This is a genomic window from Cognataquiflexum rubidum, assembly GCF_022538115.1.
Taxonomy (GTDB): domain Bacteria; phylum Bacteroidota; class Bacteroidia; order Cytophagales; family Cyclobacteriaceae; genus Cognataquiflexum; species Cognataquiflexum rubidum.
On the sequence record NZ_JAKZAL010000004.1, the window covers coordinates 213,167 to 237,593 of the forward strand.

Here is a 24,427-nt window from a genome sequence, read left to right on the forward strand (position 1 = left end):
AGATTGAATGTTTGTGAGACACAAACATTGGCGGGGAAAAAATAAAGAATTCAGAATGAGAAATTCAGATTGAATGTTTGTGAGACACAAACATTGGCGGGGAAAAAATAAAGAATTCAGAATGAGAAATTCAGATTGAATGTTTGTGAGACACAAACATTGGCGGGGAAAAAATAAAGAATTCAGAATGAGGAAATATGAATGAAATTCAGTTGAAGCGTTTCCTTGGTTTTGATTGCCAACTGCTTTAGTGTATTGCCACCTCCTTTAGCTGGTGGACCAAAAAAAGTAATCAGGCTTATAGGCTTTATCCAAAGAAAAAGTAATAAATTAAACTCTTTCCAAAAACCCAAAAAGGGTTGAACTTAGCTGAATCGGGATTTCAAATCCCAAAAAATAAAAGGGTGGAATTATAAATTCCACCTAGCGGAGTAAAGCGTATATATTACACTCAGGAGGGGATTCAGGATAAAGAATTTGAACGTTTGTGAAGACACAAACATGGGGATAGATTTCTCTCTACGTTCGAAATGACAAGGGGAAGTTTTTTCCTCTTTTTATTCTTGTTTTTGATTCTCTCGTCCTTGTGCTCAGCTTCCTCTGAGGTAAAAAAATAGAAACCCTTTGCCCCCCTTTGCGAAACCTTGGCGACCATAGCGGTTAAAAAATATCCGGCTTGAGGAGAAGCAGGATAACAACGGAAAGGTGAATGATTGTCCAGACACAAACATGGGCGATATAGTTAGATTTCTCTCTGCGTCCGAAATGACAAGGGGAAGGTTTTTACCTCAATCAAACATTGCTTAACATAATACCGTCCTCTGTGTCCTCCGCGAGCTCCGTGGTAAAATCATTAATCCCCATTTGCGAACCTTGGCGAAACCTTGGCAGCCATTGTGGTTTAAGAAATATCCAGCTTCTGGAGAAGCAGGATAACAATGGAAAGTTGAATGTTTGTGCAGACACAAACATGGGCGATATACTCTCTCCGCCGCGGCGAATCAGAGTGACAGCCTGTTTTTCTGCGGCAATCTGCGCTATCTGCGGGAGAATTTTGAATCAAAAAAGTAATGTATCCAGCTTCGGGAGAAGCAGGATAACAATCCCTCCTCCTCCTAATTTTTTCCTCTGTGCTCTCAGTGTCCTCTGCGGTAAAAAATCAATACCCTCTGCACCCTTTGCGAAACCTTGGCGGCCATTGCGGTAAAAAATAAAACACCACAGAGTGCACAGTGTACACAGAGAAAAAATAGAGTAAACTTTGACCATTGCGATCCTTGGCGAAACCTTGGCGGCCATTGCGGTTAAAAAAATATCGGGCTTCTGGAGAAGGCGGATAACAATGGAAAGTTGAATGTTTGTGAAGACACAAACACGGGCATCAAGAATCAAAATCTATATTTCAACCCAAATCCATCAAAATCCTTAAGTTTGCTTTGACCTTTTCCGCGGTAGCCCTGTCCACCTCTCCTATCTTTTCCAAAAGTCTATTGTTATCTATTGCCCTGATTTGATCAATCATGACATCACAATCTTCTATGAGTCCAAATTTTGCCTTCTTGAGGTGAACCCTTAAAATCTCTGCCTCGGGCTTCACATTGGTGGTAATCGGACAAATGATGGTAGAAGGATGTTCCTTATTGAGCAAATCGGTCTGAATGACAATAACAGGTCTGACCTTTCCTGCCTCCGTTCCCCTTCTTGGGTTCAGGTCAGCAATCCAAATTTCAAATTGCCTGACCTTCATCGAAAAGTTTTTCGAATTCAGCCAAAACTTCCATAGAGTCCTGTGCTACGATTTTTGATTCCTTGCTTAACTGTTCTGACAATAGTCTCCGCTTATGAAGTCTGTTGTAAAATTCAATTGCATCGTTGATATACCTGTTTCTGTTCTTGTTGCCTTTTGAAATGATAAGTTCAGTCTCCTGAAAAATATCGTCTTCAAGCTTCAATGATAGGTTTTTCATAGCTTTATTATTTATCTAAAGGTATATACTTTTGATATATACTACAAGGTTAAAAAAATCAAATAATCAAAGAGAATTACGGTTTCTTTTTTTTCTGTACCAACAAAAAACCCCGTGACCGGGGTATTTTTACTAAAGGAAGAAATTTATTTTTGGGGAATAAGACTTGGCGACCATTTGCGGAACCTTGGCGACCATTGCGGTGAAAAAATATCCTGCTTCTGGAGAAGCAGGATAACAACGGAAAGTTGAATGTTTGTGAAGACACAAACATGGGAGATAGATTTAGATTTCTCTCTGAGTTCGAAATTACAAGGGGAAGGTTTTTACTTCAATCAAACATTGCTCAACATGATACCGTCCTCTGTGTCCTCCGCGAGCTCCGTGGTAAAATCATTAATCCCCATTTGCGACCCTTTGCGAAACCTTGGTGACCATTGCGGTTAAAAAATTATCGGGCTTCCGGAGAAGAAGGATAACAATGGAAAGTTGAATGTTTGTGCAGACACAAACATGGGCGATATACTCTCTCCGCCGCGGCGAATCAGAGTGACAGCCTGTTTTTCTGCGGCAATCTGCGCTATCTGCGGGAGAATTTTGAATCAAAAAAGTAATGTATCCAGCTTCGGGAGAAGCAGGATAACAATCCCTCCTCCTCCTAATTTTTTCCTCTGTGCTCTCAGTGTCCTCTGCGGTAAAAAATCAATACCCTCTGCCCCCCTTTGCGAAACCTTGGCGGCCATTGCGGTAAAAAATAAAACACCACAGAGTGCACAGTGTACACAGAGAAAAACAGAGTGAGCTTGGATCATTGCGATCCTTGCGAAACCTTGGTGACCATTGCGGTAAAAAAAATATCGGGCTTCTGGAGAAGAAGGATAACAATGGAAAGTTGAATGTTTGTGCAGACACAAAAATGGGCTTTGTAGTGACGGCTTTATTTTCTGCGTCAATCTGCGAGAACTGCGGGAGAAAATTAAACCTCAAATGAACCATAAATCCCGCCTCTGGAGAAGGAGATAAAATGGTCCAACACTCATTCAATAAGATTACCCGACGGAATCAAAACCGCGATTTTTAGGGAAATAGGGTGTTTTTAACAATGGAGAATACGAAAAAAATGATATCCTGAAGTTAGAATCCAGATTGAATGTCAATCATGGAAACCAAAAAAGTACCAATTGATTTATACTTATTTCTTAAGATTTTATGTGCTAACAACCTTGCCCATAATAGGCATCTTTTCCGTGCTTCCGCTCAAAATGCTTTTTGATCAGGGCATCTTTTAATCTTGGGGCATTGGGATTGATCTGTAAGGTCAGATAGGCCATGCGTGCGATTTCTTCCAAGACTTTGCTGTTGTAAACTGCTTTAGCGGCATTTTTACCCCAAGCAAAAGGACCGTGATTTCCAATCAGCACCATTTCGACTTCATCAGGTCTTAACCCTTTGGAAGCAAAGCAATCCAAAATCTGCTGACCTGTATTATGTTCATAATCTCCCTGAATCAAACTGTCTGACATCGGAGGTGCACAGGGAATGTCCACCGTAAGATGATCTGCATGTGTCGTCCCAAAAATCGGAATATCCATCTGCGCCTGTGCCCAAGCAACTGCACACGTCGAATGTGTGTGACAGATTCCTCCAATATTTTCCCAATGTTTGTAAAGAAATGCATGTGTCTTGGTATCAGAGGAAGGCCGCATCTTTCCTTCAATGACGTTATTGTCAAAATCAACGATCACCATATCCTCCACTTTCAGTTCTTCATAAGGAACTCCGCTTGGTTTGATGGCAAAAACTCCCTTTTCCCTATCCACCGCACTGACATTCCCAAAAGTATAGACTACCAAATCCAATTTTGGAAGCAGCATATTGGCTGTATAGCATTCTTGTTTGAGGCTTTTGTAAATAGACATGAAATTTATAAATGGATTTGAACAATAATTAAATTTATAGGAATCAACAATATCAATTTTTCTTCTCTGAAAAATGAAATCCCTGTAAAACCTTCAAAAGTTTATTTGTAATGGCCTACAGTTGAAATCACTGTAACTGTAATGCTCTTTTCATTTACAGCATATACTATTCTGTGCTCCCTATTTATTCGTCGGGACCAAAATCCCGCTAATGAATGTTTCAACAATTCGGGCTGTCCCTCACCTGAATAAGGATGTTCTGTAAGCTCCACAAGAAGTTTTTTGAGCTTTAATAAAAGCGGCTTATTTCCTGATTTTTTGAGCTTTTCGATTCCCTCTAAGGCTTTTGGAGTAAATTCAATAATGTAACTCACAAACCCAATAACTTGTCAAAATCTGATTTGTCCACTTTGATGGTATTTCCAGTATTATATTGTGAAATTCCAACCTTGATATCTTCCAAAACCTCAGGGTCTAAAAAGAATCTGTCTTTTTCTGAAATTGGAACCAATACGTATGCCTTTTCCTTGCCTCTCTGAACAATCACTTGCTCATTGTTATCGGCAAGATCCATGTACTTTTTTTGATTTTCCCTGAATTCTCTTGAGCTGACTACTAACATATCCTAATAAATTTTATGTACCAATATGGTACATAAATATACAGATATAAGTTCAAGTTTATAGAAAACCATATCAATTATTTGATTGTCCTAATTTGCGCTCAACAAACTCCCCAAACCTACCATACTCCTTATATAATTTATTATAGTGTTTTACATTTTCTGTAATGGGATGATAAACTTCATCAAATCCATTGCTCATGGCCTTGATTGCTGCTTGTGTATCAGGATGGATTCCTGCTGCAACTGCCGCATAAATGGCCGCACCCAAAGCCGGTGCCTGGTCTGAAGTGGCCACTTTTATGGGCATATCAAGCACATCTGCCAATGTCTGCATGACAAGTTTGGACTTTTTGGCCACACCACCCATTCCGATTACTGTCTCGATTTTAACCCCTTCTTCCTCAAACCTGTCGACAATCTTTTTGGAACCAAAGCTGATGGCTTCCACCAAGGATTTGAAAACCCTCGCTGCATCCGAACCCATATTCAAACCCATAATCGCTCCTTTCAAAGCCTGATTGGCGTCAGGAGTCCTTCGCCCATTGATCCAATCAAGTGAAACTATTTTAGATTCATTCACGGGAATTTTAAGTGCCTCTTCGGAAAGTTGGGTTATGAGATTTTCTTGGACTTCTTCTATCAGTTTTGCTTTTTGGCTTTCGTCCAAATGAATACTTTTTTGGATCAAATCGATACTTGGTTTGGTAATCAAATCCCTAAACCAAGCCAAAACATCCCCAAAACCGGATTGCCCCGCTTCCAGACCAATCATTCCGGGAATGACAGATCCATCCACTTGCCCACAGATTCCCTTTATCAGGTTGTTTCCAAGATTCTCTTTGGAAGTAATCATGATGTCACAAGTGGAGGTTCCCATTACTTTGATCAGGGTATTTTCTGATATCTCGCCGCCTACAGCGCCTGCATGGGCATCAAATGTTCCCACAGCCACGACTGTATCTGTGGTCAAACCCAACCTTTCAGCCCAATTTTCGCTAAGGTTTCCTGCCTGATTGTCTGAAGTAAAGGTTTCAGAATAAAGACGATCTCTTAATGACGCTAAATAAGGATGAAACAATCCTAAAAACTCCTTGGGCGGCAAACCTCCCCAGCTTTCATGCCAAAGGGCTTTATGGCCTGCCGCACACCTGCTTCGCTTTAGTGTCAAAGGATCTTCATTTCCAATCAATTGTGCAGTGATAAAATCACAATGCTCCATCCAGGAAAACGCCACATCAGCCACCTTTTGGTCATCTCTTACAACATGTAATATTTTAGACCAAAACCACTCTGAAGAGTAAATTCCACCTTCGTATTTGGTGTAATCCTCCCCTCCCCAAGTTCGGGCAATATGGTTGATTTCATTGGCTTCCTTGATGGCCGTATGGTCCTTCCAAAGTACCATCATGGCATTTGGGTTTTCTGCAAATGTAGGATTCATGGCCAGGGATTGGCCTTTATCATCCACAGGCAAAGGGGAAGAACCTGTGGTATCCACACAGATGGCTTTGACTTGTGAAGCAGGGATTTTGGATTTTTCCATCACACCTTTGACACTCGCTTCCAAACCTTCCAAATGATCCAATGGATGTTGCCTGAATTGGTTTTCCACCGGATTGCAGTATTTACCGGCTTTCCATCTTGGGTATAAAACAACGTGGCTTGCGACGCAGTCACCGTTTTTGGTATTCACCAAAACCGCCCTGACAGAATCTGTCCCATAGTCCAACCCGATTACATATTTATCGTCCATGCTATTAATATCAGTTTTTTTTCGAACCAAATTAGTACTTAAAAAACATTATTTCACCCTAACCATCAAGACTGAATTGGCGGGAACAGCAATTTTCAGGTTGTCTTTATCCAATTTGAAATCTTTGAAAGCTGCTTTTTTGACTACCTCCTTTTTCTCAAAAGTATTGTAAGAATCTATGGACGGTGCCGTCACATATTCCGCTGTGACGGTCTTGGCTGAAATCCCTCTCAACACCACATCAAGGTCAATTTTCTTGTCAGGATGAATATTTGCAATGCTGATATTTACCGTTCCATCGGGAGATTTGGAAGTAGATACATTCAAAGCCTCCAGTTTTTCTTTGCCATAAGACACAACTTCCGTCACAAGATGGTGGGAAAGCAAAGTAGCATCTTTATGGGGCTTATACAGATCAAAAACATGGTATGTCGGGGTAAGGATCATGTCTGTATCATTGGTAAGGATGATGGCCTGCAGCACGTTGACCGTTTGGGCCAAATTAGCCATATGGACTCTGTCAGCATGTTTATTGAAAATATTCAAGGAAATTGCTGCCACATGGGCATCCCTCATAGTGTTCTGCTGATAAAGGAAACCAGGATTGGTTCCAGGCTCGACTTGATACCAAGTTCCCCATTCATCAACGATCATTCCTATTCTTTTTTCAGGATCATATTGGTCCATGATAGCACCATGGCGCTTTATCAATTCCTCAATTCCTGAAGCTTTTCTCAAAGTCTCCAAGTAAGTTTCTTTGTCAAAAACAGTAGCCGATTTCTTGTCAGTCCAAGAACCAGTCATGGTATAATAATGTACCGAAAGCCCATCCATCATATTGAGGGGAATGTTTTTCATCAATACTTCGGTCCAGTTATAATCATTACTGTTAGCTCCGCCTGCGATTTTATATAGTTTATTTGCCCCATAATCCCTCGCGTAGGTTGCATATCTTCTGTATTCATTGGCATAATATTCGGCTGTCATATTGCCGCCGCAGCCCCAGTTTTCATTTCCAACACCCCAATATTTAATATTCCAAGGTTCGTCCTGACCGTTTTTCTTTCTCAGGTTTGACATGGGGCTTACCCCGTCAAAATTGATATATTCGATCCATTTGGACATTTCATCAACTGAACCGCTTCCGACATTACCTGTGATATAAGGTTCAGCACCGATTTTTTTGGCAAAATTCATGAATTCATGTGTTCCAAAGGAGTTGTCTTCTACCACGCCGCCCCAATGGGTGTTGATCATCGTAGGACGGTCTTTTGGATTGCCGATACCGTCTGTCCAATGGTATTCATCTGCAAAGCAACCTCCCGGCCAACGCAGGTTGGGAATCTCCAGTTTTTGGATCGCTTTCATAACATCCAATCGGTAACCTTCCTCATTGGGGATTTTGGAATCCGGCCCTACCCAGATTCCCCCATAGATATTTCTTCCAAGGTGCTCCGCAAAATGACCATAAATATGTTTGTTGATAATGACACTTCCCTGATCGGCATTGACTATCAGTCGGGAGGTTTGGGCAGCAGAATTGAAGGAAACCAACATTGCTGTCATCATGACAAGTCCTTTTAAACCAATTTTTTTCATTTGATTTTGTATTTGAGGTTTATTTGATTGAATCATTTTTTAAATCGACGTATGTTTTACCCAAATCTCGTCGGGATTACACCTGATAATATTAGAAAATAAACCTGATGGGGCAAAGATTAATTGTAATAATTACACTAATAATCAAATATCGTCCCAGGAATGAGTCTCTTTGATTTGGGGTGAAGAAGATTGCATCAAGGAAGAGTCTCATTTTTATTTAATCTGAGATTTTACATATCTTTTGAGAACTTAATTTCAGATCGAATCAATTGTAAAATGAAATACTCCAACCAAACAAGAATCCTTGTAGCAGTAGATTGCATAGTATTTGGATTTGATGGAACAGAGTACAAGTTGCTTTTGATCCAACGCGGTTTTGCCCCTGAAAAAGAAAAATGGTCTTTGATGGGAGGCTTTGTCCAACCTGAGGAATCACTCGACGAAGCAGCTTCCAGGATTTTGAAACAACTCACCGGACTTCAGGACATTTATCTTGAAGAAATGGGGGCATTTAGCAGGCCTGACAGGGACCCGATTGAAAGGGTCGTTGCCGTCACCTATGTCGCTTTGATCGATATCGAAAAATACCAACAACAGATCAATGACGATTTTCATGCAAGGTGGTTTCCGATGAAAGAACTTCCAAAACTCATTTTTGATCATCAGGAAATGGTAGATATCGCATTGAATAAGTTGCGGTACAAGGCAGCTTTTCACCCCATTCTATTTGAATTGCTCCCGGAAAAATTTACGCTGCCTCAGTTGCAAACCATGTATGAAGGGCTTTATAATACCAAATTTGATAAAAGAAATTTTACCCGAAAGTTACTTTCCACCAACCTTTTGAAAAAGGAAAAAGAAAAGGACAAACTGAGCTCTAAGAAAGGCGCTTTTTACTATTCCTTGGATGTGAAGCAGTACAAAGAGACCATATTGACCATTCAGAATATCATCCCACTCCATGAAATTACAAGTGTCCGCGAATAAATTTATTTTTAGATGATTAAATTGTTTTCTATAGGTGTAATTAATACACTTAATTGATTTACTTTTAACTTAAGAAAAAATCACTGACCGATTGCCCGATGCCTTGGTTTTCAATTCGAAAGTTTAATTCCACTGAGGTCGGAAAAAAGGGGTGCACATAATTAACCTATCCTGTTTCAAAAAGGAAATTCTCATGAAAAAAATTACCCAAAACGAAGTTTGGTTTATCACCGGAAGCCAACATCTATATGGTGAGGAGACTTTATCCAAGGTCTCTGAGCATTCAGAAGTCATAGCCAAAGAACTAAACCAATCTGATGCGATTTCAGTCAAAATAATATTCAAACCTATTGTTAAAACCACTGAAGAGATATTCCAAATCTGTCAGGATGCCAATCAAGCGGTGAATTGTATCGGAATCATTACTTGGATGCACACTTTTTCTCCTGCCAAAATGTGGATCAATGGACTCAAAATCCTGAATAAACCCCTACTCCATCTGCATACCCAATTCAATCGGGATATTCCCTGGAATTCCATCGATATGGATTTTATGAACCTCAACCAAAGTGCCCATGGAGACCGGGAATTTGGTTTTTTGACAAGCCGAATGCGGATCAACAGAAAAGTCGTGGTGGGCTTTTGGCAGGACAAAGAAGTCCATGAGGAAATCGACGGTTGGTGCCGGGCAGCTAGCGGATGGCATGACTGGCAGGGCATGAAAATCGCAAGGTTTGGAGACAATATGCGCAATGTAGCAGTCACTGAAGGTGATAAAGTCGAGGCTGAAATGCGATTTGGATTTGCTGTCAACACCTTTCCTGTAGGAGATTTGGTCCAAAAAATCAATGCTGTGACCGAGTCAGAAATCAACAACCTGATCAAAGAATATGAGAGTACTTATGCTTTGGCTGAAAATCTAAAAAACGGTGGTGAAAAAAGAGACTCTTTGGTCGAAGCTGCGAGGATAGAAATCGGATTGGAGCGATTTTTAACAGAAGGCGGATTCAAAGCTTTTTCCAACACATTTGAAGACCTGCATGGCATGCGCCAACTTCCGGGAATCGCTGTCCAAAGACTGATGAACAAAGGTTTTGGCTATGCAGGTGAGGGAGATTGGAAAACAGCCGCTCTAGTCAGAGCAATGAAAGTAATGGGAACGGGATTGGAAGGCGGGAATGCCTTTATGGAAGATTACACCTATCATTTTGATCCTGAAAACACCCTTGTATTGGGTTCGCATATGCTTGAGGTGGATGAATGTCTCGCTTCAGGCAAACCTTCTTGCGAAGTTCATCCCTTGGGAATCGGAGGAAAAGAAGATCCTGTCAGGCTTGTTTTCAATGTAAAAGCCGGTAAAGGGCTCAATGCCTCCCTCGTGGATATGGGAAATAGATTCAGGATGATTGTCAATGAAGTCGAGGCTCTAGACGCTCCGCATGATTTGCCCAAATTACCGGTCGCCAGGGTTATGTGGAAACCATTGCCTGATATGAAAACCGGTTGTGGAGCCTGGATTTTGGCCGGAGGTTCACACCATACCTGCTTCAGCCAAAATCTATCTACGACAATTCTAAATGACTTTGCCAATATTGCAGGGATAGAATCTGTGAATATTGATTCACAAACCACTATCAGAAATCTTCAGAATGAGTTGAAATGGAGTGAGGTGTATTATAAGGTTTTTGATAAATAGAAGGAGTCGATAGTTGGCAGACAATAGTCCATAGATCGTGGTTTGAATTAATTTGAGAAGACATTCATGCTTCTTTTGGATGGCTCTCTCTAAAAAAAACCTAAAATCATTTATTTAAAGAGTCATACATTTTTTTGGCTTTCAGATAAAAATAAAAATGGGCCTCGGCAAGCTCGGCCACCGCAGATTCGGCATTGGAGGGGAAGGGGAAATGCGGCTTCGCCGCATTTCCCCTTCCCCTCCTCAGTAAAAATCATCTCGGACACCGAGCTTGCCGAGGTGCCATTATAGTTTTACCCCCCCCCTCTTTCTACCAAATATTTAAAAATCAATTATTTGAAAGTAGTTTCAACCTTTTAATATCCCCATTTATAAATGCTTCCTTTTTATCATGACTCCACTTTTGTATTTGTTTTTCTCTATTGAAAGCAAGGTCAATTCTGTCAAACTCTTCAACATAAACCAGTCTTACCGGAAGATTCTTTTTTGTAAAATTAGAACCTTGGCCTAGTTGATGTTGTTCAATTCTCAGATCTAAGTTTTTTGTACTCCCAACATAGTATTGCCCATTTCCGCAAATCAAAATATACATGTAAGCTACCATATACCTTCTTATTTCGTGGGAATTTGAAATCCATCAACTTAAAGTTACTCATTTTATCATTTTTTGAAATAAGGTTACTAAATTCTAGTTATTCAAACCTTTGTCTTAAATCTCAATCTTATCTTTTGCGATCTGGATAAACCCCGCTTCTTCCGGGTATTTTTTGTGGGACCACCTCTTTGGTTGGGCTTGGTAAGGGATTTTAAGTGAATTTGGAAATTGAAAAGCAGGCGGATAATCCTATTTATTTTTTAATTTGCGCCATTCTTTCAAAAAGAACTGACTCGGATCATGCAGATCAACTTCAAAAATAACATCTTGCCGCACCTTGTAGGAGTTGTGGTCTTTTACCTCATCGTATTGTTTTATTTCTCTCCGGCTATTTTTGATGGCAAAATCATTTTCCAATATGATATCTTACAGTGGGAAGGTGCTGCCAAGGAAGTCATGGATTACAGGGCCGAAACAGGTGAGGAAGCACTTTGGACCAACAGCATGTTTGGCGGGATGCCGGCTTATTTGGTGAGCTTTGAAGTTCCGGGAGACATTACCAATTTCCTGATTAAAGTGGTCACATTGGGACTACCCCACCCTGTCAACTCCTTGTTTTTTGGAATGGTGGCCATGTATATCCTGCTTTTGAGTTTCAAAGTCCGACCTGAATTTTCAATTGCGGGTGCAGTGGCTTTTGCCTTCAATACCTTCCATATCATCAGCTTGGATGCAGGACACAATGCCAAAATCTGGGCCATCTGCCTGATTCCTCTGATTTTGGCAGGGATTCATTTGGCATTCTCAGGAAAAAAGATTTTGGGTCTTGCGCTTTTTGCTTTTGGTTTGATGCTCCAACTCAAATTCAACCACCTTCAGATTACCTATTACACTTTGTTGATTGTGTTGATTTATGGCGTCGGACAAATTGTGGATTCGTATCAATCTAAAAGCCTACCTGCCTTTGGAAAAACGCTGCTCATCCTGGTTTTGGGCGCCTGTCTTGCTGTCGGATCCAATCTTAGCAGGTTTATGACGGTACTGGAATACGGTGAATATTCCACAAGAGGACAATCCAATATTACTTCAGCCAATACTTCTGAAGGCGGTTTGGACAGAGACTATGCCTTCAACTGGTCGCAGGGAAAAATGGAAACTCTCACTCTCTTGGTTCCTTTTATATATGGTGGTGGAAGTGGGGAAGCTTTGCCAAAAGATTCTAATTCAGAACAGGCTTTGCGGAGCAATGGCGTTGAAAGTGCCCAAGCAACAGGGTTTATTGAAAAAGCGCCTACCTATTGGGGAGAGCAGCCGGGAACAGGAGGTCCTATTTACGGTGGGGCGATTATGCTTTTTCTGTTTGTTTTGGGTTTGATTTATGCTCCAAAGACGTATAAATATGTGTTCCTTTCGATTACGATCTTGTCCATTTTTCTTGCTTTTGGAAAAAATCTTGCTTGGTTCAATGACTTGATTTTCGATATTCTTCCTGGCTACAACAAATTCAGGGCAGTAACCATGGCCCTTTCAATTGCCCTTTTTGCTATCCCTGTTTTGGGAAGTTTGGGTTTGGAGTACCTATTCAGAAGCGGTGATAATAAATCCTTAATCCAAAACGTTTCGATCGCTTTGGGAAGTACAGCCGGTTTGGCTTTGTTTTTCATGCTTTTTGCAGGAATGTTTGGATTCAGGGCACCTGTAGATGCCAACTTGCCAGAATGGCTTGTCGACGCTATCCAACAGGACAGAAAATCAATGCTTCAAAGCAGTGCTTTCAAAAGTCTCATTTTCATTTTGCTTGCTGCAGGTTTGATTTGGGCAAGTTTGAAAAACAAAATCTCAACACAAATAGCCGGATTGTCCATCGCATTGTTGATTGCTATCGACCTTTGGATGATCAATAAAAGATACCTGAATGAAGACTCGTTTCAGGCCAGTCCTTCAGCACAGTTTTTTGCAAAAACACCTGCTGATGCAAAAATCCTGAATGACCAAGGATATTTTAGGGTAATCAATCTGGAAAATCCTTTCAACGATGCGCGAACAAGTTATTTCTTCAACAGCATCGGTGGTTACCATGGAGCGAAAATGAAGCGTTACCAAGAATTAACTGAAAACGTATTGGGTTCTGAAATTCAGTCTTTTATCCAAAAAGCACAGGAAGGAGATTTCGATTGGCAGGGACTGAAAGCACTGAATATGCTCAACACCAAATATGTGGTCGCAGGTCAAGCTGAGAATGCCGTGTTTAGTAATCCCGAAGCAAATGGGCCGGCTTGGTTCCCCACAACGATCCGAAACGTCACCTCCAACGAAGATGAAATCAAACTCATTTCTCAGATGGATATAAAAAATGAAGCAACTGTCAATGAGACTGAGTTTGGTACTGTCCAGACTGGTTCGGGTTCTGTTGCCATCACTTCCCAAAAACCAAATGAGTTGAAATATTCTGTTGAAGCGACAAAAGCCGGTTTGGTTGTCTTTTCTGAGATATACTATCCCAAAGGATGGAAAGCACTTGTCAATGGGCAAGAAACCGATATAATTAGAACCAATTACCTGCTTCGGGGCATATCTGTTCCTGCAGGAAAATCTGAGGTTCTAATGAAATTTGAGCCGGATAGCTACTACAATACCAAGACGGTCACCATCATTTTTCAATATCTTATCCTCCTCACATTGATTGGGGGAACGTTTTTGTCAATTAAACCTTTTCTAAAACCATGAGCAAAAAGGAAGAAGTAAAGGAGTTTTATGATGAATATGTGACCAAGCAGGAAAAGACGGGGATTAATTCACGCCACATATCCATCATTGATAAGCTTGTCCAATCAGGGTTAAAATCCAATCATAATGTGTTGGAGGTTGGTTGCGGTATCGGCACGGTCAGTCAATTGATCGCGAAGAAAACCCCAAAAGGAAAAGTTTTGGCGGTTGACATCAGCGAAAAAAGCGTAGAAAAAGCCAAAATCCTTTGGAAGCAATTTTCCAATCTAAGCTTCGAAGTTTCTGACATGAGCGATTTTACCAAATCCGGTCAGACATTTGATTATTTTGTTTTTCCTGACGTTTTGGAACATATTCCTGTAGAGCAGCACTCCAATCTGTTTGCCAGAATAGATGCCCACTCCCACGAAGGTTCGGTGGTATTCATCCATATCCCTGCACCTAGGTTTTTGCAATATAACATCAGTAACGAACCCCAAAAGCTCCAAATTATTGACCAACCTTTAGACACCGCTACTTTGGTTGCTGCTTTAAGAGACAATGGCTATTATCTCGACAGGATGGAAACTTATCCTGTTTTCTTTGAGGAAAAAGATTACCAATACTTTGTTTTCAGAAGAAATACCAAAGTCACCAAAAGTACTTTAAGGGGAAAATGGCCCGTTTTTATAGAAAGGACATTTCTTAAAATCAAAAACAGTATCTTTCTGTAGCCAATTCTCAATAATTCAGATCCATTTCAAGACAATCTATGATTATTTATACCTATCCAGTACGGACTGCATTTACGGATAGAGATGTTGAAATGATCCAGACTAAGTTTTCCATCAAAACACTTCAGTTTACCCAAAACCCAGTTGCTCTCCCCTTTTTCTTTATTCTCCAGTTTTTTCAATTGGTAATCTTATTGCCAAAGACGACATATTATTTATGTTTTTTTGGTGGATATCATTCTGTACTACCGACCTTCTTTGGCAAGATTTTCAAGAAAAAAGTTTTTATCCAATGTGGAGGAACTGATGCCGTCAATATGCCGGAGATAAACTACGGGAATTTCAGAAAGAAATGGCTGAGAATGGCGACTGTTTACAGTTTCAAAAACTGCACAAAAATCCTACCTGTTGCAGATTCTCTTATCCAATCGGACTATAAATACGATCCGGCCATTTCATCCAAACAGGGACTGAAAAACCTGATTCCCGATCTAAAAACACCGATCAAGACTATCCACAATGGTTTTGATACTGATTTTTGGATTGACTTTGGAAAGGAAAGGAAGCCGATGACCTTTATCACTGTGGCAAAAGGAATCTCCAATCCTGTCAGAGCTAGGATCAAGGGGATTGATATGATCGAATTGATTGCAGGAAGATTTCCTGAGGCCACATTTACCCTGGTAGGTGATCTTGACTATGTCCCAACGGCGAAAAATATTTCCACTACCGGACCCAAAGACAAAGAAGGATTGAAGGAATTGTACAACAGTCACCGCTTTTATTTGCAGTTGTCAACTTCTGAAGGGTTTCCCAATGCACTTGCTGAAGCCATGCTGTGTGGTTGCGTTCCTATTGGTTCAGCAGTCGGGGATATTCCTTTGATCATAGATGATTCTGGTTTTATTTTGGATCAAAAAAATCCCGATAGATTAGCCAAAATAATCCAAGAGGTTTTAAACATGGATTTTGAAAAGAAAAGATCAAAATCCAGAAACAAAATCTTGAAAGATTATCCTTATTCCAAAAGAAAAAAAGAATTATTGGGATTGTTTAACTGATTAATCCATTGGAAAAATTTGCCCGACAAAGCATTCTGACTACCCTCTCCCATTATTTGGGAGTGGCAATTGGGTATTTCAATGTATTGTGGCTCTTTCCGTATTCCCTTGCCCCTGAGCAAATCGGAGTCTTCAGAACAGTACAGGACATGGCGATGCTTTTGGTTCCCTTTGCACAGTTGGGCTTGGGAAATGCCATCACGAGGTTTTTTCCCCAACTCAAAAGCAAGCAGGGTTCTTTCCTCACTTTCAGTGTTTTGGTCACCTTGATGGGGTTTATTGCTGTCTCTCTTTTGTTTTTTATTTTCAAAAGCCAAATTATCGCTGCCTTTGCCGTCAATTCCCCGCAGGTCATTGACTTCTTCGTTGTGGTATTGTTGATTACCCTATTTGCAGTAGTCAATACTGTTTTGGATGCCTTCAGCAGGTCTTATATGAAGATCGCAATACCGACATTACTCAGAGAGGTATTTTTGCGTTTGCTTTCGACAGTGCTCGTTTCGGTCTATTTAGTCGGTTGGATAGACTTTGATCAGATGATTTGGGGATTATCGCTCAATTACCTCATCGTACTTGGAAGCTTGATAATCTACATGTTCCGCATTGGGATATTCCGCGTTGAAACAGATTTCTTTTTTGAAAGAAAGGGCTTCAAATCAGAGTTTCTTAATTATAGCTTCATCACTTTACTCGGCACTGCCGGAGGCATTTTGATCATGAAAATTGACAGCTTGATGGTGAGTTCTATGATCGGATTAGAAGCCAACGCGATATATAACATTGCTTTTTCAATTGCCATTGTCATGGAAATGCCACGCAGAGCCATCTCTCAGGTCAGTATGCCTGTAGTGGCTGATTTTTTTTCCAAAAAGGAATTCCCCAAAATAGACAAGTTGTATAAAGACATTGCCGTAAATCAGACTTTGATTTGTGTTCTGTTATTCCTCGGGATTTGGTCCAATATTGATAATCTCTATCACTTTGTACCAAACAATACCATTTACGAGGCCGGAAAATGGGTCGTTCTTTGGATCGGATTTGGAAAAATGTGTGACATCGTCTTTTCCATAAACGGAGAAATCATTGTTTTTTCCAAATACTACATTTTCAATATTACCGCCACCGTCATCATGAGTGTTGCCGTTGTGGTATTCAATTTATTGCTCATTCCTTCCTATGGTATAGAAGGGGCAGCATTTGCCTCATTTTTGGCCATGTTTCTCTATAATTTCATCAAATACCTCTATATCAAAATAAGACTTTCCTTTGAGCCATTTTCGTGGGATGTATTGAAAATCATTCTTTTGGGAGTGGCTATTTATTTTGTTCAAGCTTATTTTTTTAGAGACAATCTATCCGGAATTGCCGATATGGTCATCCGATCCGGGGCAATCACTTTATTGTATGGATTGGGGATTGTTGCATTGGGCGTAGCCAAAGAAAATCAGAAAAAAGTAATTCAAAAAATAAAAGGGCTCAGGCCTTAGAGTGTTACCAAACCTCTTTACTGACAGGATTTGAGCTGCCACGAGATCCGCAAACTTCCACTGTTATCCTGCATCCGGAGATACGAGGTCCTTTATCGCTAAAGGATGAGGCCTGTTTTTGGAAAGGGCTTCACTCGGGATTGTTTTATAATTGTGAAGTCGGAACATGTCGGCGACCCGAGCCATTTGTGCAAATATACAAAATAATGACAGATTGGACCGATTGCTTTTTCATAAAAAACCCTGCAAAAATCAGCAATCAGGCTAATTTTCCTTACAAAGAAGGAATCTTTTTGATTGACCAAAAATCATTTTGTCAAGAACTTAAAATATGTATTTTTATTGGGTAAAAAATTAAAAAAAAGAAACTGATCAAATATTCAACCAACCTGTCAAAACTATTTGTTCAAAATCCGCTGATTTGCAGTATAAAAATCCGTCTTTAATTTTGAATCGATAAATTGACAAAATTTTATTCTTCATTCAACTATTTTTCATCATTGGATTCACGTAACTTTGCTGTTCGAAAAGGCTAAATAAAATGTATCAAATAAAAAAGCTCCTCGTTTGTCTTGACCAAAGTAATTTGGATGAAACCTTGATAAGGTTTGCTTCTTTTGTGTCTCGGGTCAATCAGACTAAGAAAATCTATTTTACCAACGTCATCAGAAACCTCCAAATTCCAAAGGAAGTATTGGAGGAATTTCCGAATCTCATTGAAAACATGGTTGAGGAAAGAAAAAGACAGATGATAGAAATGGTAGAAAAAAACTTTGGGAAAAAAGAGGATATAGAATTTTCCTTTGTTGTCAAAGAAGGTCAGCTAAGCAAAAAAATCTTAAAACTTGCCCACGAAAAGTCTGTCGATATGATTATCATAGGCAGAAAGGTAACACTACCGGGCACAGGAGTTGTATCGCAAAGACTTGCTCGAAGAGCGAGTTGCTCCCTTTTGATTATTCCCGAAAAAGCTGAACCAAAAATGGACAAGCTACTGGTTCCGTCGGATTTTTCAGATTATTCCAAAGACGCATTGGAAGAGGCAGTCCTGATCGTAGAAAAATACGGCGGAAAAGCAGAGATAATTTGTCAAAATGTGTTTACGATACCTTCGGGATATCATTTTACAGGCAAAAGCTTTGAAGAGTTCACTTCCATCATGCTGATGCACGCCGAGATCAATTTTAAGAAATTTATAAGAAACATAGACACCAAAAACATCAAAATCACTCCTATTTATACACAGGATGACGACGATGACCCTGTGGAGGAAATCATCGCCAAAGCGAAAGAAATTCAAGCAGATGGCATAATCATCGGTGTCAAAGGAAGAACTGCAGCCACGGCTTTGTTTATTGGAAGTATGGCGGAGCGCCTGATCCAACTGAATGAAACCTTTCCACTTCTCGTCACAAGGCCTAAAGGTAAAAATGCCGGAATCCTCGATTACATCCTTGAAATCTAGACAATCGCTGATTAAACACACTATATCCGGACCTCAGGTATTTTCCTAGGACCGGATTTTTTTTTGATTTGGGGTTTTATCCGTCAGATATAATTAACTTCAAATACATTACGCTCAGGATTAAACTTCTTGGCAATATTCATGTCAAAGAATCCGATGATATCAATCAGTGACCTAGAACTTTTGGAAATGATCCGAAATCCCGAATCAAGGGAGAGAGGGTTTAGGTTGCTTGTAGAAATGTATCAGAAAAGAGTTTATGGTATTATCCGGAAAATGCTCATCATCCACGAAGATGCAGATGATGTCACCCAAAATACCTTTATCAAAGCGTTTAGGAACATCGAAAGCTTTCATGGAAACTCTACCCTATTTACGTGGTTGTATAGAATAGCGACAAATGAAAGCCTCAATTTCTTGGAGAAAAAGAAGAGGAGGTTTTTCTTTCCGATTGAAGACCATATGGAAGCCATGTCAGGCTATCTGGACCAATCGGGGCTTATATCCGGAGAAGAAATAGAAATCAAGCTTCAAAAAGCCCTTCTAAAGTTGCCTGATAAGCAAAGGCTCGTGTTCAACATGCGGTATTTTGATGACCTGAGTTATGAACAAATCAGCCAAATTACCCAAACTTCAGTGGGTGCCTTGAAAGCGAGTTATCACCATGCCGTCAAAAAAATAGAAAATGAACTTCATACTGACTAAACCTCAGTATCTTAAACATGTCTAACACATTGTAATATGAAGAATCTACCCGATCACAATGTTTTCAAAACCCCGGAAGGATATTTCGAAAACCTGCCCAACATTATCTTGGAAAAAAAGGAAAATAGAAAAAGCAGGACGATGTATTTTGTGCAGATGACCGCTGCGGCAGCAGTGATTGTGATAGGAGTTTTCTTTTTTGCGATCAAAAATAACATCAATGTTGATCAAAGTATTGAAGCAAATCTCGAACAGGAAATTGATTTATATATCAGTTCAGGTCAATGGGAGGCAGAAGATATCCTTAACTTTTCAGAAAATCCCAATCTGATTTTGGATGAAATCATAGAAGAAGAATGGGGTGTTGCTGAGGAAAACCAATTTGGTGCAGAAAATGGAGAATGGTGGTAAAACAGGAAAGGTTATGAAAAAAATATTGTGGATACAGACGGTCATTTTGTTTTTGGGTCTTGCGGCATATGCCCAAAAGCCAACAACTGAATATGACAAAGAAAAATTGGAGGCCGCAAGGGTGGCATTTATCACCAACCGACTAGACCTCAAGCCGGAACAGGCAGAGAAGTTTTGGCCACTTTTCAATCAATATAATGAAGAGAGGACCAAAATGATGGATAAGGTATCCACCCTAAACAGGGAATCCATGCAGGAAATAACTGAAACTAGGGCCAAAGAAATTATCCAAAAGAGGTTTTCAATCCAACAACAGTTATTGGATCGGGAGAAAACTTTTATGGAAGAGATAACCAAGGTCATCTCGCCCCAACAAGCGATCAAACTTGGTGGAGTAAACAGGGAATTTACACGTCAAGTGTATCAGAGACATCGTGGCGGAAAAGATGGCGGCCCGAAAGACTAAAAAAAAAGCAGCTTTAAAGCTGCTTTTTTTTTAATTATTTATTCTTTAAGAGATCTCTAATTTCCTCTAAAAGAACTTCAGATTTTGGCGGTGCGGGTGGTGGCGGTGCCGGTGCTTCGACTTCTTTCTTCTTGAATGAATTCATTGCTTTGATTGCCATAAAAATGACAAAGGCGATGATCAGGAAATCAACAATATTTTGGATAAAATTACCATAGCTCAAAACAACCGCAGGTAATTCACCTTCTGCCTCCTTGAGGACAACAGTGAGGTCTTTGAAATCCACACCGCCTAGCAAAACGCCCAAAGGCGGCATAATGATGTCATTGACAAATGAAGAGACAATTTTGCCGAAGGCTCCACCGATAATTACAGCGACAGCCAGATCGACCACATTGCCTTTCATGGCAAACTCTTTGAATTCTTTAATAAGGCTCATAAATTAAAATGGTTTTGTTTTGTTTGGGAAATAATGTTCCAAAATAATCAAAAAAAACAAATACAATTATTTTTTATTGAATTTAGTGGTTTTGTAGAATAAATTGAACCTTATGATACAATCCAAATTCAATAAAAATTGGAATGGAATGGATTAAAAAATTTTTCCAAAGGGGCATAAGCTATAATTTTTCATAAATTTACCCTGAAAACCTATTTACCATAATTATGAAAATAGCATTGATTGCCCATGATGGAAAAAAAGCCGACATGGTCCATTTCCTAAGTGGTTTCAAAAAGCAATTGCAGAATTCTAACATTCAGCTAGTGGCTACCGGCACAACCGGATCACACATAGAGAAAATAGGGATTCAGGTCCAAAAAATGCTTTCCGGGCCTATCGGTGGCGATGCACAAATTGCCGCTATGGCAGCCCAAAAAGAGCTCAGCATGGTTATTTTTTTTAGAGACCCATTGGACAAACACCCACACGAACCTGATGTGCAGATGCTGATGAGGATATGCGATGTCCACAACATCCCCCTTGCGACCAATCCCGCAGCAGCTGACCTTATGTTCAAACAATTAACTTCAAAATTTTAATGGAACCAAAGACAATCAAAAGAATAGGCGTACTCACATCGGGTGGAGATGCCCCGGGAATGAATGCCGCTATCAGGGCCGTGGTCAGGGCAGGATTTTATTATAATCTTGAAATGTACGGCATCTACAGGGGATATGAAGGAATGATCCAGGATGACATCAAAAAGCTGGAGTCTAAGAATATTGCCCACGTACTTGAAAGAGGCGGGACATTTCTAAAATCAGCAAGAAGCAGTGAGTTTAGGACAACAGAAGGAAGAAAGAAGGCCTATGATAACCTTGTGAAACACGGAATCGATGCCTTGGTCATCATCGGTGGTGACGGTTCTTTGACAGGTGCGCATTTATTTTACAATGAATATGGAATCCCATCCATCGGTTTGCCCGGAACTATTGACAATGACCTGGCCGGAACTGACCTGACTATCGGATTTGATACCGCTTGCAATACAGCGATAGAAGCGATTGACAAAATAAGGGATACAGCAACTTCTCATGACCGCCTTTTCTTCGTCGAAGTGATGGGAAGAGATGCAGGTTTTATCGCCATCAACGCTGGAATAGGCAGTGCGGCAGCGGCCACGCTGATTCCTGAGAAGAAAATGCCCATCGAAAGGCTGGTAGAAAGACTGAAAGCTAGAACCAAAGCCATGAAATCCTCCAACATTGTCATTGTTGCAGAAGGAGGAAAAAGCGGCGGTGCAGTTGAGATCGCGGAAAAAATTAAAAAGGAACTCCCCTACTATGACATCAAAGTGACCATTCTTGGTCACCTTCAGCGAGGCGGCGCTCCAAGTTCCTTGGACAGGGTTTTGGCTAGTAAGCTTGGTGTTTTTGCTGTGGAAGGTTTGATGCAGGGAAAATACGATGTGATGGCAGGAATTATCAATAACAAAGTGGTCTTCACTCCTATTGCAAAAGCAATTGTGGGCCACAAAGAGGTCGATGAGGATGACTTTAGAATCGCAAAAATTTTATCAACGTAATCAACTTAGAGCAAAAAAGGAGGCGAAAACCTCCTTTTTTTTTGCTCCTTCTATTCTATTCACTTTTTACATTTATGAGTATCCGCAATGTAACATGTTGGGCTTGAAAGGACTTTATTGGATGGGGATAACTGCCCACAGACGACGATCCACAGTCCATGGAATCGCTAATCGTGCCCCAACCATTATTTGTTTGGCTACGTGCAATAAAGCGGATACGCACATTGTTTTTTTTTACAAACGCTTTCTTGCCACAAACCATTTAAAACTCGGATTGAAAATCCCGTGCCGTGGCTATTGACTGTCGACCTTGGTCTATGGACCGATTATCCGCAGTTTTAATCTTTAATTTTGAGCTAGTGGAAAAGTAGCGGATAATCATTTTTACATTAATCCAAAAAGCTTTGGCAACCATAATGTCAAGCCCGGCCACAAGGTGATAACTATCAGGCCAAAAATCATCGCTATAAAAAATGGAATCAAAGGACCTATGACTTTCTCTAAAGTAGTACCTGCGACCTGAACACCAATAAACAAAACTGAGCCTACTGGTGGCGTACATAATCCAATACAAAGATTAACAATCATGATAATGCCAAAATGAACCGGATCGACTCCCAATTCGATAACTATTGGAAGGAAGATCGGCGTAAAAATCAGCACCGCCGGCGTCATATCCATAAAAATACCGACAAAGAGTAGAATGAGATTGATCAGAATCAATATCACCACAACATTATCACTTACAGAAAGCAGGGAATTGGTAATCGCCTGAGGGATATCCTCACTTGACATCACCCAAGACATGCTCATCGATGTCGCAATAAGCAACAACACTATTGCTGTGGTCTCCGATGATTTCAATAATATAGAGGGCAATTCTCTTAATTTTAGTTCTTTGTAGTAAAGAGACAATCCCAAAGTATAGATCACAGCAATGGCAGAGGCTTCGGTTGCTGTAAAAACACCTCCTACAATCCCACCGATTACGATCACCAAAAGCATCAAAGAAGGAAATGCGCGGAAAAAAGTTTTTCCGAACTCCTTCAGCGTAACTCCTTCACCGGCGGGTAATTTTTCCTTTTTGATAAAAACGGCAGCTGTTAACATCAATACAAACCCAATAAAAATTCCCGGCAAATAACCGGCTACAAACAATGCTGCAATAGAAACACCACCTGAAGCCAAGGAATACACGATTAGGATATTGGATGGAGGAATGATCAATCCCGTAGTCGAGGAAGTGATATTGACAGCCGCACCAAGTTCTTTAGGATAACCTTCTGTTTCCATCCTTTTGCCAAGGATACTTCCCAATGCGGATGCAGCCGCAGCAGCTGAACCGGCAATAGCCCCAAACAGCATCGCCGCGATCACATTTACATATAACAAACTCCCGGGAAGTCTTCCTGCCAAAGATTTTGCCAATTCTATCAAGCGGTTGGCAATTCCTCCTTTATTCATTATCTCTCCTGCCAAAACAAAAAAGGGAATAGCCAGCAAGGCAAAACTATCCAATCCTGTTGCCATCCGCTGTGCAATAGTTGTTGCTGATGGGCCGGCAGCAACTGAAACCAATAGGGTAATAAAACTTGCGATTCCCAGACTCCAAGCCACAGGCACTCCTATTGCCAATAAAGTGATAAAGGAAAGAACCAATATAATGATGCTGATATATTCCATGGATCAGGAGTTATAAAGTCTGTAATGATTGGAAATCTGAAAAACCTGGTAATAGATAACCAGCAGTCCGCTTATCGGCAAAATGGTATAAATATAGGCAAGTGGAATCTGCATCGTAGCCGACTTTTGACCAAGGATAAATGTGATATAAACCAGATTGATCCCTCCCATTACCATCACAGAAAAAGCAAAAAACAGGACAATAACATTGATAAGGATCATCAATTTCATTTTGGATTTGCCAATAAGGCGGTTTGGAAGCAGGTCAATAGCAATGTGCTGATTTTGTCCTGCGACATAGGCAGCCCCCAACATCCCCAACCAAATTAGCATATACCTTGACAGTTCATCAGTAAATGAGCTTGGGTTTTGGACGACATATCTCGACAAAACCTGCCAAGTCACATTGAAAACCATCAAAGCCATCAAAATGACCAAAAGGCCCGAAACCACTTTATCAAGTTTTAATTTAAAAGTAGGGTTAAGCATTGGCTAACTTATTTTGGGTTGAATTGATATTATAACAGAGAATTTTAAT

General features: G+C 40.3%; 23 protein-coding genes. 12 read left to right on the forward strand and 11 right to left on the reverse strand.

Annotation, left to right across the window (positions count from 1 at the left end):
* Positions 1–1,402: 1,402 nt before the first annotated feature.
* The 7 genes from MMU05_RS06800 to MMU05_RS06830 all read right to left on the reverse strand — a co-directional run bounded on the left by MMU05_RS06800 (position 1,403) and on the right by MMU05_RS06830 (position 7,863).
* The gene (locus MMU05_RS06800) at positions 1,403–1,747 is read right to left on the reverse strand and encodes a type II toxin-antitoxin system PemK/MazF family toxin (protein WP_241140926.1); all 345 of its coding nucleotides are present in this window, start codon (positions 1,745–1,747) and stop codon (positions 1,403–1,405) included.
* Positions 1,728–1,967: a hypothetical protein gene (locus MMU05_RS06805; RefSeq protein WP_241140927.1), complete on the reverse strand. Its 240-nt coding sequence runs from the start codon at positions 1,965–1,967 to the stop codon at positions 1,728–1,730. The genes MMU05_RS06800 and MMU05_RS06805 overlap by 20 nt, the downstream gene beginning before the upstream one ends.
* Before the next feature lie 1,214 nt (positions 1,968–3,181).
* Positions 3,182–3,886, reverse strand: a complete 705-nt coding sequence (locus MMU05_RS06810; protein ID WP_241140928.1) for an L-ribulose-5-phosphate 4-epimerase — start codon at positions 3,884–3,886, stop codon at positions 3,182–3,184.
* A 101-nt stretch (positions 3,887–3,987) separates the two neighbouring features.
* A complete protein-coding gene (locus MMU05_RS06815; RefSeq protein ID WP_241124720.1) occupies positions 3,988–4,260 on the reverse strand; it encodes a Txe/YoeB family addiction module toxin in 273 nt (90 codons plus the stop codon).
* Positions 4,257–4,508, reverse strand: coding sequence for a type II toxin-antitoxin system prevent-host-death family antitoxin (locus tag MMU05_RS06820; RefSeq protein ID WP_241124719.1), 252 nt, complete (start codon positions 4,506–4,508; stop codon positions 4,257–4,259). Before MMU05_RS06820 ends, MMU05_RS06815 begins: the two co-directional genes overlap by 4 nt.
* 73 nt (positions 4,509–4,581) lie before the next feature.
* Entirely contained in the window at positions 4,582–6,264 is a 1,683-nt protein-coding gene (locus tag MMU05_RS06825; protein WP_241140929.1) for a ribulokinase, read from the reverse strand.
* 48 nt (positions 6,265–6,312) lie between these two features.
* Positions 6,313–7,863, reverse strand: a complete 1,551-nt coding sequence (locus tag MMU05_RS06830) for an alpha-N-arabinofuranosidase (RefSeq protein WP_241140930.1) — start codon at positions 7,861–7,863, stop codon at positions 6,313–6,315.
* A gap of 279 nt (positions 7,864–8,142) precedes the next feature.
* Here MMU05_RS06830 and MMU05_RS06835 point away from each other — a divergent pair, with 279 nt between their 5' ends.
* Together MMU05_RS06835 and araA are read left to right on the forward strand one after the other, a co-directional pair.
* A complete protein-coding gene (locus tag MMU05_RS06835; protein WP_241140931.1) occupies positions 8,143–8,853 on the forward strand; it encodes an NUDIX hydrolase in 711 nt (236 codons plus the stop codon).
* Positions 8,854–9,046: 193 nt separating this feature from the next.
* Complete coding sequence (gene araA / locus MMU05_RS06840) at positions 9,047–10,549, forward strand: L-arabinose isomerase (RefSeq protein ID WP_241140932.1); 1,503 nt, start codon at positions 9,047–9,049, stop codon at positions 10,547–10,549.
* A gap of 328 nt (positions 10,550–10,877) precedes the next feature.
* On the opposite strand, the gene MMU05_RS06845 is transcribed toward araA, so the two are convergent.
* Positions 10,878–11,153: a GIY-YIG nuclease family protein gene (locus MMU05_RS06845; RefSeq protein ID WP_241140933.1), complete on the reverse strand. Its 276-nt coding sequence runs from the start codon at positions 11,151–11,153 to the stop codon at positions 10,878–10,880.
* Between the two features lie 291 nt (positions 11,154–11,444).
* Between MMU05_RS06845 and MMU05_RS06850 the strand changes: the two genes are divergently transcribed.
* From MMU05_RS06850 to MMU05_RS06885, 8 genes are all read left to right on the forward strand, one after another.
* Positions 11,445–13,871 carry a YfhO family protein gene (locus MMU05_RS06850; protein ID WP_241140934.1) on the forward strand — a complete coding sequence of 809 codons (2,427 nt, stop codon included), beginning with the start codon at positions 11,445–11,447 and terminating at the stop codon, positions 13,869–13,871.
* On the forward strand, positions 13,868–14,584 hold the full coding sequence (locus MMU05_RS06855) for a class I SAM-dependent methyltransferase (RefSeq protein ID WP_241140935.1): 717 nt from the start codon (positions 13,868–13,870) through the stop codon (positions 14,582–14,584). Before MMU05_RS06850 ends, MMU05_RS06855 begins: the two co-directional genes overlap by 4 nt.
* A 38-nt stretch (positions 14,585–14,622) precedes the next feature.
* Positions 14,623–15,645: a glycosyltransferase family 4 protein gene (locus MMU05_RS06860; protein ID WP_241140936.1), complete on the forward strand. Its 1,023-nt coding sequence runs from the start codon at positions 14,623–14,625 to the stop codon at positions 15,643–15,645.
* 8 nt (positions 15,646–15,653) lie between these two features.
* The gene (locus tag MMU05_RS06865) at positions 15,654–17,132 is read left to right on the forward strand and encodes an oligosaccharide flippase family protein (RefSeq protein ID WP_241140937.1); all 1,479 of its coding nucleotides are present in this window, start codon (positions 15,654–15,656) and stop codon (positions 17,130–17,132) included.
* 541 nt (positions 17,133–17,673) lie between these two features.
* Positions 17,674–18,597, forward strand: coding sequence for a universal stress protein (locus MMU05_RS06870; protein WP_241140938.1), 924 nt, complete (start codon positions 17,674–17,676; stop codon positions 18,595–18,597).
* Between the two features lie 156 nt (positions 18,598–18,753).
* A complete protein-coding gene (locus tag MMU05_RS06875) occupies positions 18,754–19,302 on the forward strand; it encodes an RNA polymerase sigma factor (RefSeq protein ID WP_241141010.1) in 549 nt (182 codons plus the stop codon).
* 36 nt (positions 19,303–19,338) lie between these two features.
* Positions 19,339–19,713, forward strand: a complete 375-nt coding sequence (locus tag MMU05_RS06880; RefSeq protein WP_241140939.1) for a hypothetical protein — start codon at positions 19,339–19,341, stop codon at positions 19,711–19,713.
* A 13-nt stretch (positions 19,714–19,726) separates the two neighbouring features.
* Positions 19,727–20,179, forward strand: a complete 453-nt coding sequence (locus MMU05_RS06885) for a Spy/CpxP family protein refolding chaperone (protein ID WP_241140940.1) — start codon at positions 19,727–19,729, stop codon at positions 20,177–20,179.
* A gap of 34 nt (positions 20,180–20,213) precedes the next feature.
* On the opposite strand, the gene mscL is transcribed toward MMU05_RS06885, so the two are convergent.
* Positions 20,214–20,618: a large-conductance mechanosensitive channel protein MscL gene (mscL, locus tag MMU05_RS06890; protein WP_241140941.1), complete on the reverse strand. Its 405-nt coding sequence runs from the start codon at positions 20,616–20,618 to the stop codon at positions 20,214–20,216.
* A gap of 227 nt (positions 20,619–20,845) precedes the next feature.
* On the opposite strand from mscL, the gene MMU05_RS06895 reads away from it, so the two are divergent.
* Both MMU05_RS06895 and pfkA read left to right on the forward strand, forming a co-directional pair.
* Positions 20,846–21,220, forward strand: a complete 375-nt coding sequence (locus MMU05_RS06895) for a methylglyoxal synthase (protein WP_113924876.1) — start codon at positions 20,846–20,848, stop codon at positions 21,218–21,220.
* Entirely contained in the window at positions 21,220–22,206 is a 987-nt protein-coding gene (pfkA, locus tag MMU05_RS06900) for a 6-phosphofructokinase (protein ID WP_241140942.1), read from the forward strand. Before MMU05_RS06895 ends, pfkA begins: the two co-directional genes overlap by 1 nt.
* Before the next feature lie 384 nt (positions 22,207–22,590).
* Here the strand turns inward: pfkA and MMU05_RS06905 are convergent, their stop codons facing one another.
* Positions 22,591–23,889: a TRAP transporter large permease gene (locus tag MMU05_RS06905; protein WP_241140943.1), complete on the reverse strand. Its 1,299-nt coding sequence runs from the start codon at positions 23,887–23,889 to the stop codon at positions 22,591–22,593.
* Positions 23,890–23,892: 3 nt separating this feature from the next.
* Entirely contained in the window at positions 23,893–24,378 is a 486-nt protein-coding gene (locus tag MMU05_RS06910; RefSeq protein WP_241140944.1) for a TRAP transporter small permease, read from the reverse strand.
* Positions 24,379–24,427 lie beyond the last annotated feature (49 nt).

Excerpts from the sequence above, each read along its gene's own strand:
- MMU05_RS06825 (WP_241140929.1), bottom strand. The coding sequence starts at position 6,264 with ATGGACGATAAATATGTAATCGGGTTGGACTATGGGACAGATTCTGTC.
- MMU05_RS06875 (WP_241141010.1), top strand. The coding sequence starts at position 18,754 with ATGATATCAATCAGTGACCTAGAACTTTTGGAAATGATCCGAAATCCC.
- MMU05_RS06835 (WP_241140931.1), top strand. The coding sequence starts at position 8,143 with ATGAAATACTCCAACCAAACAAGAATCCTTGTAGCAGTAGATTGCATA.
- MMU05_RS06820 (WP_241124719.1), bottom strand. The coding sequence starts at position 4,508 with ATGTTAGTAGTCAGCTCAAGAGAATTCAGGGAAAATCAAAAAAAGTAC.
- araA (WP_241140932.1), top strand. The coding sequence starts at position 9,047 with ATGAAAAAAATTACCCAAAACGAAGTTTGGTTTATCACCGGAAGCCAA.
- MMU05_RS06805 (WP_241140927.1), bottom strand. The coding sequence starts at position 1,967 with ATGAAAAACCTATCATTGAAGCTTGAAGACGATATTTTTCAGGAGACT.
- MMU05_RS06905 (WP_241140943.1), bottom strand. The coding sequence starts at position 23,889 with ATGGAATATATCAGCATCATTATATTGGTTCTTTCCTTTATCACTTTA.
- MMU05_RS06880 (WP_241140939.1), top strand. The coding sequence starts at position 19,339 with ATGAAGAATCTACCCGATCACAATGTTTTCAAAACCCCGGAAGGATAT.
- MMU05_RS06885 (WP_241140940.1), top strand. The coding sequence starts at position 19,727 with ATGAAAAAAATATTGTGGATACAGACGGTCATTTTGTTTTTGGGTCTT.
- MMU05_RS06845 (WP_241140933.1), bottom strand. The coding sequence starts at position 11,153 with ATGGTAGCTTACATGTATATTTTGATTTGCGGAAATGGGCAATACTAT.
- mscL (WP_241140941.1), bottom strand. The coding sequence starts at position 20,618 with ATGAGCCTTATTAAAGAATTCAAAGAGTTTGCCATGAAAGGCAATGTG.
- MMU05_RS06855 (WP_241140935.1), top strand. The coding sequence starts at position 13,868 with ATGAGCAAAAAGGAAGAAGTAAAGGAGTTTTATGATGAATATGTGACC.
- MMU05_RS06830 (WP_241140930.1), bottom strand. The coding sequence starts at position 7,863 with ATGAAAAAAATTGGTTTAAAAGGACTTGTCATGATGACAGCAATGTTG.
- MMU05_RS06910 (WP_241140944.1), bottom strand. The coding sequence starts at position 24,378 with ATGCTTAACCCTACTTTTAAATTAAAACTTGATAAAGTGGTTTCGGGC.
- MMU05_RS06810 (WP_241140928.1), bottom strand. The coding sequence starts at position 3,886 with ATGTCTATTTACAAAAGCCTCAAACAAGAATGCTATACAGCCAATATG.
- MMU05_RS06870 (WP_241140938.1), top strand. The coding sequence starts at position 17,674 with ATGTATCAAATAAAAAAGCTCCTCGTTTGTCTTGACCAAAGTAATTTG.
- pfkA (WP_241140942.1), top strand. The coding sequence starts at position 21,220 with ATGGAACCAAAGACAATCAAAAGAATAGGCGTACTCACATCGGGTGGA.
- MMU05_RS06895 (WP_113924876.1), top strand. The coding sequence starts at position 20,846 with ATGAAAATAGCATTGATTGCCCATGATGGAAAAAAAGCCGACATGGTC.
- MMU05_RS06860 (WP_241140936.1), top strand. The coding sequence starts at position 14,623 with ATGATTATTTATACCTATCCAGTACGGACTGCATTTACGGATAGAGAT.
- MMU05_RS06850 (WP_241140934.1), top strand. The coding sequence starts at position 11,445 with ATGCAGATCAACTTCAAAAATAACATCTTGCCGCACCTTGTAGGAGTT.
- MMU05_RS06800 (WP_241140926.1), bottom strand. The coding sequence starts at position 1,747 with ATGAAGGTCAGGCAATTTGAAATTTGGATTGCTGACCTGAACCCAAGA.